General features: G+C 39.4%; 14 protein-coding genes. 8 read left to right on the top strand and 6 right to left on the bottom strand.

Going from position 1 to position 15,603, the window contains the following annotated elements:
- Positions 1-2 precede the first annotated feature (2 nt).
- Positions 3-947: a DUF58 domain-containing protein gene (locus I6F54_RS15795; RefSeq protein WP_010554656.1), complete on the bottom strand. Its 945-nt coding sequence runs from the start codon at positions 945-947 to the stop codon at positions 3-5.
- A gap of 3 nt (positions 948-950) precedes the next feature.
- Entirely contained in the window at positions 951-1,907 is a 957-nt protein-coding gene (locus I6F54_RS15800; RefSeq protein ID WP_004335627.1) for an AAA family ATPase, read from the bottom strand.
- 306 nt (positions 1,908-2,213) lie between these two features.
- On the opposite strand from I6F54_RS15800, the gene fadI reads away from it, so the two are divergent.
- The 3 genes from fadI to I6F54_RS15815 all read left to right on the top strand — a co-directional run bounded on the left by fadI (position 2,214) and on the right by I6F54_RS15815 (position 6,314).
- Positions 2,214-3,524: an acetyl-CoA C-acyltransferase FadI gene (gene fadI, locus I6F54_RS15805; protein WP_004335629.1), complete on the top strand. Its 1,311-nt coding sequence runs from the start codon at positions 2,214-2,216 to the stop codon at positions 3,522-3,524.
- A complete protein-coding gene (fadJ, locus tag I6F54_RS15810; RefSeq protein ID WP_165729177.1) occupies positions 3,524-5,731 on the top strand; it encodes a fatty acid oxidation complex subunit alpha FadJ in 2,208 nt (735 codons plus the stop codon). The genes fadI and fadJ overlap by 1 nt, the downstream gene beginning before the upstream one ends.
- Before the next feature lie 73 nt (positions 5,732-5,804).
- Positions 5,805-6,314, top strand: coding sequence for a GNAT family N-acetyltransferase (locus I6F54_RS15815; RefSeq protein WP_007580595.1), 510 nt, complete (start codon positions 5,805-5,807; stop codon positions 6,312-6,314).
- Between the two features lie 36 nt (positions 6,315-6,350).
- On the opposite strand, the gene I6F54_RS15820 is transcribed toward I6F54_RS15815, so the two are convergent.
- Positions 6,351-6,737 carry an MmcQ/YjbR family DNA-binding protein gene (locus I6F54_RS15820; RefSeq protein WP_007580596.1) on the bottom strand — a complete coding sequence of 129 codons (387 nt, stop codon included), beginning with the start codon at positions 6,735-6,737 and terminating at the stop codon, positions 6,351-6,353.
- Positions 6,738-6,931: 194 nt separating this feature from the next.
- On the opposite strand from I6F54_RS15820, the gene efpL reads away from it, so the two are divergent.
- Positions 6,932-7,504 carry an elongation factor P-like protein EfpL gene (gene efpL / locus I6F54_RS15825; protein ID WP_007580599.1) on the top strand — a complete coding sequence of 191 codons (573 nt, stop codon included), beginning with the start codon at positions 6,932-6,934 and terminating at the stop codon, positions 7,502-7,504.
- 142 nt (positions 7,505-7,646) lie between these two features.
- Entirely contained in the window at positions 7,647-7,841 is a 195-nt protein-coding gene (locus I6F54_RS15830) for a hypothetical protein (RefSeq protein WP_007580601.1), read from the top strand.
- Here the strand turns inward: I6F54_RS15830 and I6F54_RS15835 are convergent.
- Both I6F54_RS15835 and I6F54_RS15840 read right to left on the bottom strand, forming a co-directional pair.
- Positions 7,838-10,090, bottom strand: a complete 2,253-nt coding sequence (locus tag I6F54_RS15835; protein WP_007580604.1) for a sensor domain-containing protein — start codon at positions 10,088-10,090, stop codon at positions 7,838-7,840. The two genes, I6F54_RS15830 and I6F54_RS15835, sit on opposite strands and share 4 nt — an antisense overlap.
- Positions 10,091-10,144: 54 nt before the next feature.
- A complete protein-coding gene (locus I6F54_RS15840; RefSeq protein WP_165729178.1) occupies positions 10,145-12,868 on the bottom strand; it encodes an insulinase family protein in 2,724 nt (907 codons plus the stop codon).
- Between the two features lie 192 nt (positions 12,869-13,060).
- Between I6F54_RS15840 and sixA the strand changes: the two genes are divergently transcribed.
- The 3 genes from sixA to I6F54_RS15855 are packed head-to-tail and all read left to right on the top strand — an operon-like array spanning position 13,061 to position 14,655.
- Positions 13,061-13,531, top strand: a complete 471-nt coding sequence (sixA, locus tag I6F54_RS15845; RefSeq protein WP_165729179.1) for a phosphohistidine phosphatase SixA — start codon at positions 13,061-13,063, stop codon at positions 13,529-13,531.
- A 24-nt stretch (positions 13,532-13,555) separates the two neighbouring features.
- On the top strand, positions 13,556-13,909 hold the full coding sequence (locus tag I6F54_RS15850) for a RidA family protein (protein ID WP_165729180.1): 354 nt from the start codon (positions 13,556-13,558) through the stop codon (positions 13,907-13,909).
- An 8-nt stretch (positions 13,910-13,917) separates the two neighbouring features.
- A complete protein-coding gene (locus I6F54_RS15855; RefSeq protein ID WP_165729182.1) occupies positions 13,918-14,655 on the top strand; it encodes an SDR family oxidoreductase in 738 nt (245 codons plus the stop codon).
- Position 14,656: 1 nt separating this feature from the next.
- Here the strand turns inward: I6F54_RS15855 and I6F54_RS15860 are convergent, their stop codons facing one another.
- Positions 14,657-15,586 carry an AEC family transporter gene (locus I6F54_RS15860; RefSeq protein ID WP_007580614.1) on the bottom strand — a complete coding sequence of 310 codons (930 nt, stop codon included), beginning with the start codon at positions 15,584-15,586 and terminating at the stop codon, positions 14,657-14,659.
- Between the last annotated feature and the right edge of the window lie 17 nt (positions 15,587-15,603).

Consider the following 15,603-nt stretch of genomic DNA (forward strand, 5'->3'; position numbering starts at 1 on the left):
GGTTATTTTCTCACTAATTGCAGCTCAAGCGGTGTTGCTGCATTGAATGATATTAAATTAAGACCCGATTTAGTTAAGCGATTAAAGCGCGTACTAAATGCTTGCTCAGCATTTTTAGCAAAGCGTTCTCTAAAGCTGTTATCCATTAATGGTAGGGCAAAGTCTTGACCATTTGCATTAACGGTGACTGCTTGCTTAAACGCAGGTAACTGATGCTCAAATGGATCGCTTATGTGGCAACCAATCAGCTCGCAGTGGCGGCTTAATATTTCGAGTTGCTTAAAGCTGGCATCATCCAGAGCATTAAAATCAGACACTAAATACACTAAGCTGCCTGGTTTTGCTAAATGGTTAAGGCGCTTTAGGTTATCGCTAAAGTTGTTAGGGGCTGTTTTATCAATGTTGTTGAGTGCTTGCTGGTGGTTGTCGCATAAATTATGACAAAGCTTAAGCACGGCTTTTTCACGGGCGCTGGGCTTTAACTCCAAATGCGAGTGCTGATTAAACACAATACCGCCAATTCTATCGCCGCGCTGACATGCCGACCATGCAACAAGAGCGCTTATATGCGCAGCTTGCACCGACTTTAACAGTAACTTTGAGCCAAACAGCATTGAGTTTGAAAAATCAGTGAACACAAACACAGGGCGTTCTTTTTCTTCTTGAAAGAGCTTTGTGTGAGTTTCGCCGGTACGCGCAGTAACTCGCCAATCAATAGAGCGAATATCGTCACCTTGCTGATAATGTCGGACTTCGGCAAATTCCATTCCCCGGCCTTTGTGCGGTGCAAGGTATTGCCCTGTTAAGGTATTTTTTATTTTTACCTTAGGGGCAAGTTCAAGCAATTGCGCTTTGGCTTTGTAATACATCAGCTCTTTGAGTGCTAAATTAACACCGTGGCTATGGCTCTGTTTGAGCCATGCTTGGGATTCTAATTGTTTTTGCATAACTTATGGTACGGCTACAAGTTCAACTATACGGCTTATTACTTGATCTTTAGTAATGCCATCGGCTTGGGCTTCGTAACTTAAAATAATGCGGTGACGCAGTACGTTATGCACAACAGCTTGAATGTCATCAGGTGCTACAAAGTCACGGCCTTGAAGCCATGCATGAGCACGAGCACATTTATCAAGTGCTATTGTTGCACGCGGACTTGCACCAAACTCAATCCAGCTACCTAGTTGCGCATCTAATTTAGCGCCTTCACGGGTGGCAATAATAAGTTGTACTAAATATTGCTCAAGTGGCTCTGCTAGATAAAGGCCTAATATTTCTTTACGAGCTGCAAATAAATCGCTTTGACTAATTTTTTGCATTACTGGTTGTTGCTCGTTAAGCGCTTCGCCACGTGTTAAACGTAGTATATCAAGCTCATGCTCTGCGCCAGGGTAGCCAATACTTAGGTGCAGTAAAAAGCGATCCAGCTGGGCTTCTGGTAACGGGTAAGTCCCTTCTTGCTCTAGCGGGTTTTGTGTTGCCATAACTAAAAATAGTTCGCTAAGCGGATAGGTGTTTTTACCCACGGTCACTTGGCGCTCTGCCATGGCTTCTAATAGTGCTGATTGTACTTTGGCTGGTGCACGGTTAATTTCGTCAGCTAAAATTAGGTTGTGAAAAAGAGGACCTTTTTCAAATACAAACTCGCTAGTTTGTTGGCGGTAAATATCGGTGCCTGTTACATCAGCCGGTAATAAGTCTGGCGTAAACTGTACGCGCTGAAACGATCCTTCAATACCTTTAGCAAGTGCATTAACTGCACGTGTTTTTGCAAGCCCAGGAGGGCCTTCTACTAATAAGTGACCATCAGCTAAAATAGCAATAAGTAGCGCTTGTGTAAGCTCTGGCTGGCCAATGATTTGTGTATCTAAGTACGTTTTTAATTGTGAAAATGCGTTAGCTGCCATAATAAGTGGACTGTCCTCGTCAGCTGGGTTTGTACCTAATAGTGTTAGGTGATAAATACTGACCTATTTATAAGGTTTATAATTGGGTAACTCAAGAGTTAGACTGTATTTTTTAAAATAGTTCGTTATTTTTTAACGATTTTTAGCGTACCACAAAACTTTGTAAATGCGTCTAAAAAAGCCTATTGTGATAGTCGTAATTAAACACTGTTTATATAAATTTGTGTTTTTCTATTGGCTTTAGCACACGGGTTGTTTAGAATCGAGGAAAACAAACAGGTCAGACCTGTCAGCGGGAGAGCATAAATGTCTGAGCAAAACATACTAAAAACACCAAAGGGCGACCGTATTGCCATAGTTAGCGGCTTACGTACACCTTTTGCAAAGCAAGCAACAGCGTTTCACCATGTACCAGCACTTGATATGGGTAAGTTGGTGGTTAACGAAATGCTTGAACGATTAAATTTCAATAAGTCAGAAATTGATCAACTTGTATTTGGTCAAGTAGTACAAATGCCAGAAGCGCCAAATATTGCACGTGAAATTGTATTGGGCACAGGTATGCCAGTATCGGTTGATGCATATTCTGTATCGCGCGCATGTGCTACCAGCTTTCAGGCTATTGCTAATGTAGCTGAGTCTATTATGGCGGGATCTGTAAGTGTAGGTATTGCAGGCGGCGCAGATTCGTCATCAGTATTGCCAATCGGTGTAAGTAAAAAGCTAGCAGGCAGCTTAGTTGATTTAAATAAAGCGCGTACGCTTGGTCAGCGCTTAAAAATATTTTCAAAACTGCGTTTAAAAGATTTATTACCAGTTCCACCTGCGGTTGCAGAGTACTCAACAGGCCTTTCAATGGGACAAACTGCTGAGCAAATGGCTAAAACACATAATATTAGCCGTGAAGATCAAGATGCATTAGCACATCGTTCTCACTCACTTGCAACGCAAGCATGGGCTGATGGAAAGTTAAAAGATGAAGTAATGACGGCGCATTTACCGCCATATAAAAGCTTCATTTCAGAAGACAATAATATTCGTAAAAACTCAACGGTTGAAGGCTACGCTAAGCTTAAACCGGTGTTTGACCGCCAGCACGGTACAGTTACCGCAGCAAATGCAACACCATTAACAGATGGTGCAGCGGCAGTGCTTATGATGAGCGAAAGCAAAGCAAAAGCATTGGGTTACGAAATACTAGGTTATGTACGCAGCTTTGCATTTTCAGCAATTGGTGTAGAAAAAGACATGCTAATGGGCCCAGCTCATTCAACACCTATTGCACTAGATAGAGCGGGTATTACCCTTGCTGATTTAGATTTAATTGAAATGCACGAAGCGTTTGCATCGCAAACACTTGCCAATATGAAAATGTTTGCTTCAGACAAATTTGCACAAGAGCATTTAGGTCGCAGCAAAGCAATTGGCGAAATTAACATGGATAAGTTTAACGTTAACGGCGGCTCTTTAGCATATGGTCACCCATTTGCAGCAACAGGTGCACGCTTAATTACGCAAAGCTTACACGAGCTTAAACGTCGTGGTGGCGGTTTAGCATTAACAACAGCGTGTGCTGCTGGCGGTTTAGGTGCAGCCTTTGTATTGGAGAGCGCGTAATGACAGATTCAGTATTTAATTTAGCGGTAGATGAAAATAAAATCGCCGTGGTAACGATTGATGTGCCGGGTGAGAAAATGAATACCCTGCGCAGCAGTTTTGCCGATGATTTAAAAGCATTACTAGAAGACGCTAAGTCGCAAAATGTAAAAGGCATGGTATTTATAAGCGGAAAAAGCGATAACTTTATTGCTGGCGCCGATGTGAAAATGCTCGATAGCGTTCAAAAGCGTGAAGATGCTTTAGCTATTAGCGAGCTATGTCATCAAGCGTTTTTTGATATGACAAAACTGCCATACACAACAGTAAGTGCGATTCATGGCGCTGCATTAGGTGGTGGTTTAGAGTTTGCTTTAGCATGTGATTACCGTGTTGGTACCGACAGTGATTTAACAAAAATTGGCTTACCAGAAGTACAACTTGGTTTACTTCCAGGTGGCGGCGGCACCCAGCGCTTAACCAAAATTGTTGGTATTCAAAAAGCACTTGAGTGGATGCTAACAGGTAAACAAATTCGCCCTACGCAAGCTAAAAAAGCAGGCGTGCTTGATGATTGTGTACCGCACAGTGTGCTGCTAAAAGTTGCAAAAGAATTTGCCGCGAAGAAAAAGCCACAAGCAAAAGAGCCAAAGCTCGACAATATTAGTAAATTACTAGAGTCAAACCCGTTTGGTCGTAACTTTATCTTTAAAAAAGCAAAAGAAAACGTACTTAAAAAAACAGGCGGGCACTACCCAGCACCACTAGCTATTATTAAAGCAGTGCGAGCTAGTGTAGAGCTTGATGAGCTAAAAGCGTATAAAACAGAAGCTGAAAGCTTTGCAACACTTGTAATGAGTGACGAATCGAAAGCGCTTCGCGGTATTTTCTTTGCAACGACTGAAATGAAAAAAGAGTGGCGCAATGATGACGCACCCGCAATAAGCAAAACTGCTGTTTTAGGTGGTGGACTAATGGGCGCAGGCATTGCGCACGTAAGTGCTGTTAAAGCTAAAGTACCGGTACGTATTAAAGATGTAGCAGAGCAGGGCATTAGTAATGCAATGAGCTACACCTATAAAATTTTAGATAAGCGTCTTAAGCGTCGTATTATGTCTAAAGCTGATGTGCAGTTAACGATGAACCGTATTACAGGTACAACTGACTACAGTGGCTTTAAACACATTGATTTAGTAATAGAAGCGGTGTTTGAAGACCTTGCACTTAAGCAAGGTATGGTTGCAGACGTAGAGCAGCAATGCCAAGCAAATACAATTTTTGCAAGTAACACGTCATCATTACCAATATCGCAAATTGCAGCGCAGGCAGCACGTCCTGAAAATGTAATTGGCTTGCATTACTTTTCACCAGTGGAAAAAATGCCATTAGTGGAAATTATTCCACACGAAGGTACGTCTCAAGAGACCATTGCCCGCGTTGTTAACTTTGCACGTAAGCAAGGTAAAACGCCAATTGTTGTAAAAGACATGGCCGGTTTTTACGTCAACCGTATTTTAGCGCCTTACTTAAACGAAGCTGCTAACTTAATGTTAGCAGGCGAGCCAATTGAAAAGATTGATGCAGCGCTTGTTGAGTTCGGTTTTCCGGTAGGCCCGCTGGCTCTACTTGATGAAGTAGGTATTGATATTGGCTCTAAAATTGCCCCAATTCTTGAAAAAGAATTAGGCGAGCGTTTTAAAGGCCCTGATGCATTTATGCGTATGATTGATTCAAAACGCCTTGGCCGTAAGTCTGGTCGTGGTTTTTATGAATACGATAAAAAAGGCAAAAAGGTTGATGAGTCAGTTTACGAACTATTGGGTGTTACCCCGGCTCCACGTTTAAACAAGAGCGAAATTGCTAAGCGTTGTGTATCGCAAATGCTTAACGAAGCAGTACGCTGTTTAGATGATGGCATTATTGCCAGCCCACGTGATGGCGATATCGGTGCAATATTTGGTATTGGTTTTCCACCATTTTTAGGTGGCCCGTTTAGCTATATGGATAAATTAGGCGCAAGTAAAATAAGCTCTGATATGTCTACATTAGCTAACAGCGATGCTAACTTTGCACCATGTGAATCACTGGTAACAATGGCAAGCTCTGGTGCTACTTTTTATAACGCAACACATGTTGAGGTTGTAGCTCCTGAAGTACAAAGCACTGAGTCACAAGAGCAAAGTGTAACTGAGCCTGAAGTTACCAAAGAGATTGAAACGAAAGAATAAAGTTTCTGCTATCTAAAAAAACCGCATTTAAATGCGGTTTTTTTATAGTTTTTATAAATAAATGAGGAGCTTAATGACATTATTTACACAAAGATTGAGCATATACCAAATGGAAGAATCTGATTGGCCTCTTTTTCTTGCGCTTCATCGCGATCCTCAAGTCCTCAAGTATTGTTTTGATATGCCAATGGAGTCACTGGTAAGAAACCGCTTTGAGATACGCTTGCCTAAGTGGAATGCTAAATCACGTCATCCCCTGTGTTTACTCATTATTAATAATCAAACAAAACAACCTGTGGGTGTTACAGGTTTTGCCTATGACGGAGAAACCGCAGAGCTTGGTTATTTATTATTGCCAGAGTATTTTAATAAAGGCTACGCGACAGAATCCCTAAGAGCTGTGATTGACTGGGCTTGGAAAGAATGTGGTATTAGGCAGTTTAAAGCAGTCGTAACGCGTGGCAATATTGGTTCTGAAAAGGTGCTTGGTAAGTGCGGTTTAACCCATACCGATACACTTTTTAAAGTGCATACAATAGGCGAAAAGTTATATGACGATTTAATTTATACGCTTAAGGTGTAGGGTTTTAATGGGCTAGTAGCCTAGCCCAAAAAGTGTTTACAAGTGAAGTGAAATAGCTTTTCGGTCTTTTTCTGGCATGTTTTCTACGACTAAGTTAAATGAGTTATCAATCATTCTCTCAATTTCACCTTGTGGAATTGTGCCGTCTAAAATTACTGTGTTCCATAAGCGTTTATTCATATGGTAACCAGGGATCACTGCCGGGAAAATATCACGCAATGATATTGCTTCATCAGGATCGCACTTTAAGTTAAGCCACCAAATAACCTCACCATCATCATTAGTTTGACCGTCATTGCCAATAGCAAGAGTCGCAAACATTTTATGATTCACTTTATATACATCAACCTCTTGCGCAAATGGTTTTGTAACCTGAACAAGTGGTTTTTTAACTAAATACTCATGTACTTTTTTCTGGTCCATGATCCATTCCTTGAAGTCATACTCGGTAAAGCTACCATAGCAGTTTTTTTCACATTTGATTATATGTATTTTAGTATAAATTAAAATTTTACAAGCTAATACAACATGTAGCGTAAAACCAACGTAATTTTAGTTGAACAAAATCCAGTTCGTGGTATGTTTCTGGCAATCAAAAAAATAATAGGAATTCACACATGCCAAAGGCGAGTGATGTTAAAAAAGGTACTGCTATTGACTTCAATGGCCGCGTTTTAGTTGTAAAAGATATTGTGCGCTCTGTGCCGCAAGGTCGTGCTGGTGGTAGTTTATACCGTATGCGTTTATACGATGTGGTAACCGGTGGTAAAGTTGACGAAACATTCAAAGACAGTGACATGCTAACGCTGGCTGATTTAACACGCCGTGAAGTAATGCTATCGTACATTGATGGTGACGAGTATGTGTTCATGGATAATGAAGATTACACGCCTTATAACTTAAGCAAAGATGCTATTAGCGAAGAAATTTTATTTGTTAATGAAGAAACACAAGGCGTACACGTAATTGTTATTGATGGCGCGCCAGTAGGGCTTGATTTACCGTCAAGTGTTGAACTTGTTGTTGAAGAAACAGACCCATCTATCAAAGGTGCATCTGCGAGTGCTCGTTCAAAACCTGCACGTATGTCTACTGGCTTAAATATTTCTGTGCCAGAGCATATTTCAACAGGTGACCGTATCCGTATTAATACTGTTGAACACAAATTTATGGGTCGTGCTGAAAAGTAACGCGTAAATTATAATTTTAAAAGCCGAATCTGTGTTTAACAGCTTCGGCTTTTTTGTGCGCGCGGGGGATTTGTTGCTTTAAATTTAATCACGTTAGCGTTAGAATAAGTGCCGTATTTTTGAGCAACTTTAAAGGGTAATTTTGTTTATAGTTTTACTAAGCAGTGCATTTATAGCTTTAATGTATTTAGAAGCCATTAAAAAAGGTATGCCAATTAAGCGATGGCTTATTTTAGGCGGTTTACTTGGGCCTGTGGCCTGGTGCTTATTTAATCTACATTATCGCCGTGCTTTAGTAAGAAATGTAGGTATAAATGCGTGTATATGGCGCCCTTAATTTATCGACGCCACATTTTTATTTTTTCTAATTAAGCTTGGGGCTGCTTTAGTTTGTTGCTGCTTTAAAAATTCAGTAAATTCACTTTTTGATAGTGGCTTAGAATAGTAATAACCTTGTACTGTTTCGCAATTAAGCTTTTTAAGTATATCAATTTGATGAGCTTGTTCTACACCTTCAGCAACTACATGCAAATCAAGGTTATGCGCAATAGTGACTATTGAGTCGACCATATTACGCCCACGTTCGTTGGTCATGTCATCTATAAATGCTTTATCTACTTTAAGTGTATTAAGCGGAAATTGCTTTAAATACGCTAATGATGAATAACCAGTACCAAAATCATCCATTGCTAAATGAATACCTCGGGCACTTAACGAACGCATAATTGCAATGGCTTCTTTAGGGTCGTCCATTACAGTACCTTCTGTTATTTCAAGCTCTAAAAAGTAAGAAGGTAATTCGTTTTTTTGCAAAATAACGTCAATACGAGAAGTTAAATCGGGGAGGCTAAATTGCTTTGCTGATAAGTTGACAGCTACTCGGCCGCTAAATAAACCGCTATCTAGCCATTCTTTTACGTCTCTGCAGGCTTTGTTTAATACCACTTCACCAATTTCAATTATTTGGCCAGTTTCCTCGGCTATAGGTATAAAAACTCCCGGACTAATAATGCCTTTTTTGGGTGTAATAAAGCGCACTAATGCTTCCATTCCGGTTAGCTTGCCTGTGCGAATATTCATTTTTGGTTGGTAGTACACTTCAAAATGGTCTTCTTTTAAACCAAAGCGCATGAGGTTTTCAATTTGCAGTCGTTTAACGGCTTGACGGTTCATCGTGTCGTTAAAAAATAAGTAGCTGTTACCTTTCTTTTTAGCATGATACATCGCGGTATCTGCATTTTTTAAAAGCAGTTCAGGCGTATTACCGTCTTCTGGAAATAATACAATGCCTACACTTGAGGTGATTGCCAGTTCGTGGCCAGCCATTTTAAATGGTGTAGCAATGGCTGCTAAAAACTGTTTTGCCATACGTGTAATTACATGTATGTCGTTAGTGTCAGACATTACAAGAGCAAACTCATCGCCGCCTAAACGATAAAATACATCATTTTCGCGGGTTAGTTTATTTAAGCGCATTGCTAGTTTAGCTAATAAGCTGTCACCTAGTTGATGCCCTAACGAGTCATTTATTTTTTTAAAGTTATCTAAATCGAATACAAGCAAGGCGTGATGCGAGTTGAGCTTTACTAGCTTTTGCAAATCAGTAAAAAATAAATTTCGGTTAGGCAGACTAGTTGTGCGATCTCGATTCGATAAGTTATGTAACTGCGATTCGGCTTTTTTACGCTCTGTTAAATCTGAATAAACAACGACATAATTAGTTATTTGATTTTGATCGTTTTTAATTTCATCTATCGATATTTCTATAGGCAATAAAACACGCTCACTATTACGAAGCTTCACTTCTTGTTGGATATGTTCGCGCTCTTTTACTATTTCAATAATTCTGTTTGTGTAGCTTGGCTCATACCCAGATAGGTTGAAATCTTTTCCTAAGTATTGCTCGCGTACGCCACCAAACAAGGTTAAAAAACTCGGGTTTATATCAACCAGTTTAAAGTTTTTATCGTAAATTGCTAAGGCGTCAGTGAGTGATTCAACACATTTAGCAAAAAGGTTTAAGCGCTCTTCCGTTGATTTTAACTGTGATATATCGCGAACGGTACCTGTCATTCTAAGGGGTGATAAGTTGGCGTCTTTTTCAATTATTTTTCCGCGATCGAGTACCCAATGCCAACGACCAAATGTATCTTTGATTCGGTAGGTGGCTTCAAAAAAAGCAGACTGCTCTGCAAAGTGTACTTTTAACAAGTGCTCAACGTTATTAATATCGTGAGGGTGAATAAGGCCTTTGTTTGGCGGAAACCCCATTAAGGTAGTCGAATCCATTAAGTACTTATCGTTAATACGAATAACTTCGCCTGTTTTTATGTTCCAGTCCCAAAGTGTATCGCCGCTACCTTCTACAGTACTTTTAAGGCGTTTTTCCGAAAGACGGAGTTGACGGCGTGAGCGTCTAAGTTTGTGGATTACAAATAACAGGTAGGGCAAAGCAAGCGCTATAATGGCGCTTGCTAGTATAAGTATATTGTCGGAGTTGTAATTAAATGATGACTCAAAGGCAAAAAGCTCAAATGAGTAAGCAAGTACTACAAGCATGCTTAGTTTTATTATTATTTTTATCATTTTTTTATTACTTCTAATTTACAAATGATAATTTAAAACAAGCTAAACCTAGTGTCAAAGAGATTGAGAGTAAACGGGCATATTTTGAGATTTATTGACTTTTGCCGAGCTTAAAAGCTCATATCTTGGTCTATTATCATCAAATAGGCTTAGTGCATAAACTTTTAGTTCTTTTAGGGTTAGCGCATTTAAGGCATCTAAAAGTCGTTGTTGCATATAAAATTCATGATCTCTGTTACCAATAGCAAGCCATAACCGTTGTGAGCGCAGGCGCAGGTTTTTATCTTTTTCTGCAATATGAGTACTAAGGCCGTGTTTTTGCTGTTGCCAATCGTTTTCATCAAGTGCATCAATATTATCAAGGTAGTTTTTAATAAAACGGTTATGTCGATGCAATAATGTTTTTGCATCAAACTTAGGTGACTGCACATAAAATGCTATACCAGCACGCGTGTTAAATGGTGCATAACCAGCGCCTACTAAATAACCAAGTTGCTGTGTAGTTCGTAATTCATTAAAGTAATCTTGATTAATTAAATGATTTAACGCCATCATTTTTACTTTTTCGGCCACGCAATCCGTTTGCGCTTGATAGTAAATAACCATTGCATGGTCGTTACAAGGAAGCTCTAACTCGTAGCGAGTTACTTTTTTAATTTCAAAAAGAGGGCGTCTTAAATCTTCAATTATGGTTGCGTTTTTTAAGTGATTTGCGACCTTTTTTTGAAAGGCTATTGCATCACTTTGCTGCCAGTTACCATGTAAAAATGATTCAACATGTAGTGCTTTAAAAAAGTCTGTTCTGAACTCATTAAATTGCTGAAAACAGGTGTTTTTTAATGCCGATGCAAGCTCCCCAGGTTGTGGGTTCCAAGGCATTATTTTTGCGCCTAAAATGCTAAATAACTCACTGACTGGTTTGTTTTGGTTGCTATTGCGCCAATGCCTTACAAGCTGTTTTTTATATTCAGCAAAGCGTTTTGCACAGATCTCTACATTAAATAAAGCATCTATTAATTGATCAACAAGCTCTAACTGGCTAGATGAAAGCCCCGCGGTATGTAGAGTTAATCCACCTTGATGCGAGGTTAAGTGGTAGCTAAGTCCCGCAAGTTCTGCTGGATAAAATTGCTCGCCCACACTATCCATAAATAAATCTGTAAATAAGCGGGTGAGTGCCATATGTTTTACATCTTTTACGGCAAAATCAGAATCCATGGCCAAATAAAAATGGCCTTTAGCAACACGAAATGTGTTGTCTTGTTTAAACCAAAAGTCAAAACCGGGTTCTTTTACTAATAACTCGGGTTTTGTTTGTGGTTTTACGACATCAAATAACACCACTTCTTTTGTTAAATAAGGATTAGCTGTAGGTAGCAGCATTTCGCTCAACGGCTTATTTATCTCGCTAAGGGCATCAAGCCAACTAGGTGAAATATGTTCTACTTTATATGGTGTGTTGTACCATGCCGTTTTATGTTCAGGCTCTACATCTGGATGTATAAGTACGATGCGCATATTATGTGGCGTTAACCACTGCATGGCCATTTCGTGGGTCGCTTTTTTAAAGCCTTCCATTAAATAGTCGCCTTGCACGTAATTTGCTTCATCGTAATGCTGCATATTAATGCTTAAATTACTGACCCAATCAATTAAGCGTGATTTTTCTTGGTTATCGAATGCTATTTGTAATAGATTTTTTTTATCTTGATATAAGCGCGGCAATTTTTCGGTGTTATCGTTAATTAAACAAATGTATTCAAACACCATTTCAATAATATCTTCAAAGTATTCAATACCCTCATCGGTAAGCGCTAAGCTAATATTAAAATCTTTAAAGTTGCTGCCATTAATACCACCGCCAGCAGAAAGTGCATTGATCCAGCCTTGTTCTTTTAAAATAGAATAAAGAGAACCAGCGCCTTCATAGCCAAGTAAGTGGGCAATAAAACTTACTGTTTTATGGCGATAAAAGTCGTCAATATTAGGCATAGCAAAACTTATAATAAGTTTTTGCATATGCTTATGTGGCTCAATATGGAGTATTTTTCCTATGTCTTGTTTACGATAAAGTGGCTCACTGATCTCTGGCTTTTTAAGGTTTTTGTTGCCGTTAATTGCGCCAAAGTAAGTTTGAGTCCAGCTTTGTAGTGTGTCTAGTGTTTCGTTTGCGCAAATAACTAAAGTCATCCACTGAGCTTGGTACTGGCTATTAAAAAAGTCACGAAGCTCATCACTAATACAGCGCTCTCTGTCAGCTAAGGTTTGTAGGTTTCCTACAGAAAATTTAGCAAATGGATGAGCTGGATTTACCGTTTCTTTGTGGGCTTGATAAATACGGCGACCGTCGTCTTTTATTTTTAGTTTAAACTCGGCTTCAATTGCGTTACGTTCTTTTTCTGTTTCGGCTGAATTTAAAAGAGGCGCAATAAAAAAGCGGCTAAATTGGGTAAGTGCTTGTTCAAATTCTTGATTGTTAATATCAAAAAAGTAACAGGTATGCTCAGTGCCGGTCCACGCATTGGTGTTGCCGCCAGCTTGCGAAACAAAATTATTAAAACTACCTGAATCTGGATACTGGTCAGTGCCTAAAAAAAGCATGTGCTCTAAAAAGTGTGCTAGGCCTTGCCTATCAAGAGGGTCGTCAAAATGTCCGGCGTTAACTGCCATTGATGCTGCCGCTTTTGTAGAATCTTTATCTTGCACTAATAGTACTTTTAGACCATTGTCCAGTGTAAAGGCGCGGTATGCTCTGTTATCATTGCGGCTGATATTCAAATGATGCTCCTGAAACTAAACGTTTACTTGTTAACAACAGATGATGGCTTCAGGAAAGCGAAGTACAGCTTAAAGATTTACCTGAATCTCATGAAAGAACTATTTTAGAAATAAATAGATTTATATTGTTAATATAGCTGACAAACGGGCAAACTGGCTACTGTTTTATATTCTTTAATCGGTTGATTTTTTATGAAAACAATCCTAATAATGCGCCACGGCGAAGCAACACCCATGCAGGCTGATGATGCAGGTAGAAATTTAACCCAAGCAGGGCATGATGAAGCTGAAAAAATGGGCCTTTGGCTCAGTAAAGCACATTACCCTGATGCACTGTTAGTTAGTCCTTACATTCGAGCACAGCAAACAGCTGCAGGTGTGGCTAAAAATAACGTATTTAAATTTAGCGAAACCACGTCTGATATAATTCCCGAAGGCAAACCTCAAATTGCTGCTGACTACATCGAAACACTTATTGCTACTCACACCCAATGCAATACATGGCTTATAGTGGCACACATGCCTATTGTAAGTTACTTAGTGGACCAATTAAGCCCTGGCAATATGCCCATTTTTAATACGGGGGCTGTTGCTGTTATTAGTTACGATGAGCAAACCCAGCGTAGTAGTTATTTAAGTATAAATGCCCCAGAAAACGTTTAAATATAAATAATTGAGTAAAGTAAAATGACAATAGAACGTTTACAAACAGGTGCGCGCATGAGCCGCATTGTAAAACATAACGGCACTGTGTATTTATGTGGGCAGGTATGCGCCGACGCGCAAAAAGATATCAAAGAACAAACTCAAACTATGCTTGATAAAGTAGAGGCATTGCTTGATGAAGCGGGAAGTTCAAAAGAACATATGCTTAGCGCGACTATTTATGTAAAGAGCATGGAATACTTTGCTGATATGAATGCAGTATGGGATGCATGGGTACCCGAGGGTTGTGCACCAGCACGTGCCTGTGTGGAAGCTAAAATGGCACGTGATGCACTGCTTGTTGAAATTTCAGTAGTCGCAGCTTTAAAAGAATAATAGCTTTAATGACTCGCTCCCCCGTTGTACTTATCACAGGCTCTAGTCGAGGTATTGGCGCAGCTACTGCACTATATTTTGCAAAGCATGGTTATGATGTTTGCATTAATTATAAAGCTGATTTAGCTAGTGCGAAGCTAGTAGCCGATCAAGTCAGAAGCTCTGGCGTTAGGGCTCAAGTTATAAAAGCAGATGTGTCGAAAGAGGCAGATGTTTTGGCGTTATTTGACTTTATTGATAAAGAGTTAGGTCAACTTGATGTACTAATAAATAACGCCGGTATTTTAAAACCACAAATGCCTTTGTTAGAAATGAGTGCTGAGCGCATAAACGAAGTTTTGACTACAAATATTACCAGTGCTTTTTTATGTAGTCGTGAGGCAATAAAGCGAATGGGAAATGGCGGTAGTATTGTTAATGTTTCATCGGGGGCCGCTAAAACGGGCTCTCCTAATGAGTACATTGATTATGCAGCATCTAAAGGTGCAATGGACACATTTACTATTGGCTTGGCAAAAGAGGTGGCAAGTAAAGGTATTCGTGTTAACTCTGTTAGACCTGGGCTTATTTACACTGATATGCATAGTGATGGCGGCGAAAAAAATCGAGTCGATCGTCTTAAAAGTAAATTACCCCTTGGCAGAGGCGGTACACCCGAGGAAGTTGCTGCAGCAATTTACTTTTTAGCTTCGGAGCACGCTTCTTTTACAACGGGTAGTTTTGTTGATGTAGCCGGCGGTTTGTAAGCTAAAGTAATAAAGCTAGCCAAAACGTAAAGCTAATAACACTTAAGATAGTAGAAAGTACGACAGCCCCAGCAAGAGTAGCTTCATGCTGCTTTATTTGACTCGCAATAAGATAAGCATTTACGCCAACAGGGGACGCACTTAAAAGTACCAATACATTAAGTATTTGCGTGTCTAGCTTAAATACATAGGTGCCTACCAATAAAACTAACGCAGGCAATAAAAATATTTTTAAAATTGATGCTATTAACGCGGGTTGCCAATTTGCTGCTATTTTATAAAAAGCTAAATTAGCACCAAGTACAAATAGCGCACAGGCAATTGCTGGTTTAGCTAATAGATCCAAACTATTTGCTAAGTCGGTGAATAGTGTTACTCCTAAAATGTTTAATATAAGCCCGCATCCAATACTCAGTACTATTGGATTTAACACCATACTTTTTCCAAAGTGCGACCACGAAAATTTATCGCTGCTGCCTTTAGCGCCTATTAAAAAAGTAAGTGCAAATAACAATGTGCTATGAAAAGTAATGATCATAAACGCAATGGCTATCATCTCTTTGCCAAGCGATGCAATAACAATAGGAATACCCACTAACACCATATTTGAATAGCTAGAAGCAAGTCCAAAGACGCCGTGTTGTTGGTAATTTTTTAAATACTTTTTATTTAAATAAAAGCGGTCAATTAAAATACCCACCCCAAATACACTCAGAACCGGTATGTAAAAACTCAAAAATGCAAAAAGGCTAATGCTTTGCTGTAAGTTAATTTGCGACATATTTAACAATAAAAAAGCAGGCAAACTAATATAAAAAGTAAATTTACTTAAGCCTGCAATATGCTGCTTTTCGAAAAATTTTAATCGGCAACAGCTGTAACCAAACGCCACAATAAAAATGAGCGGAAAAATAATTGAAAAAATATGCACGAAGTTACATCCTAGTA

This window comes from Pseudoalteromonas sp. SWXJZ10B, from assembly GCF_015864475.1.
Classification (GTDB): domain Bacteria; phylum Pseudomonadota; class Gammaproteobacteria; order Enterobacterales; family Alteromonadaceae; genus Pseudoalteromonas; species Pseudoalteromonas arctica.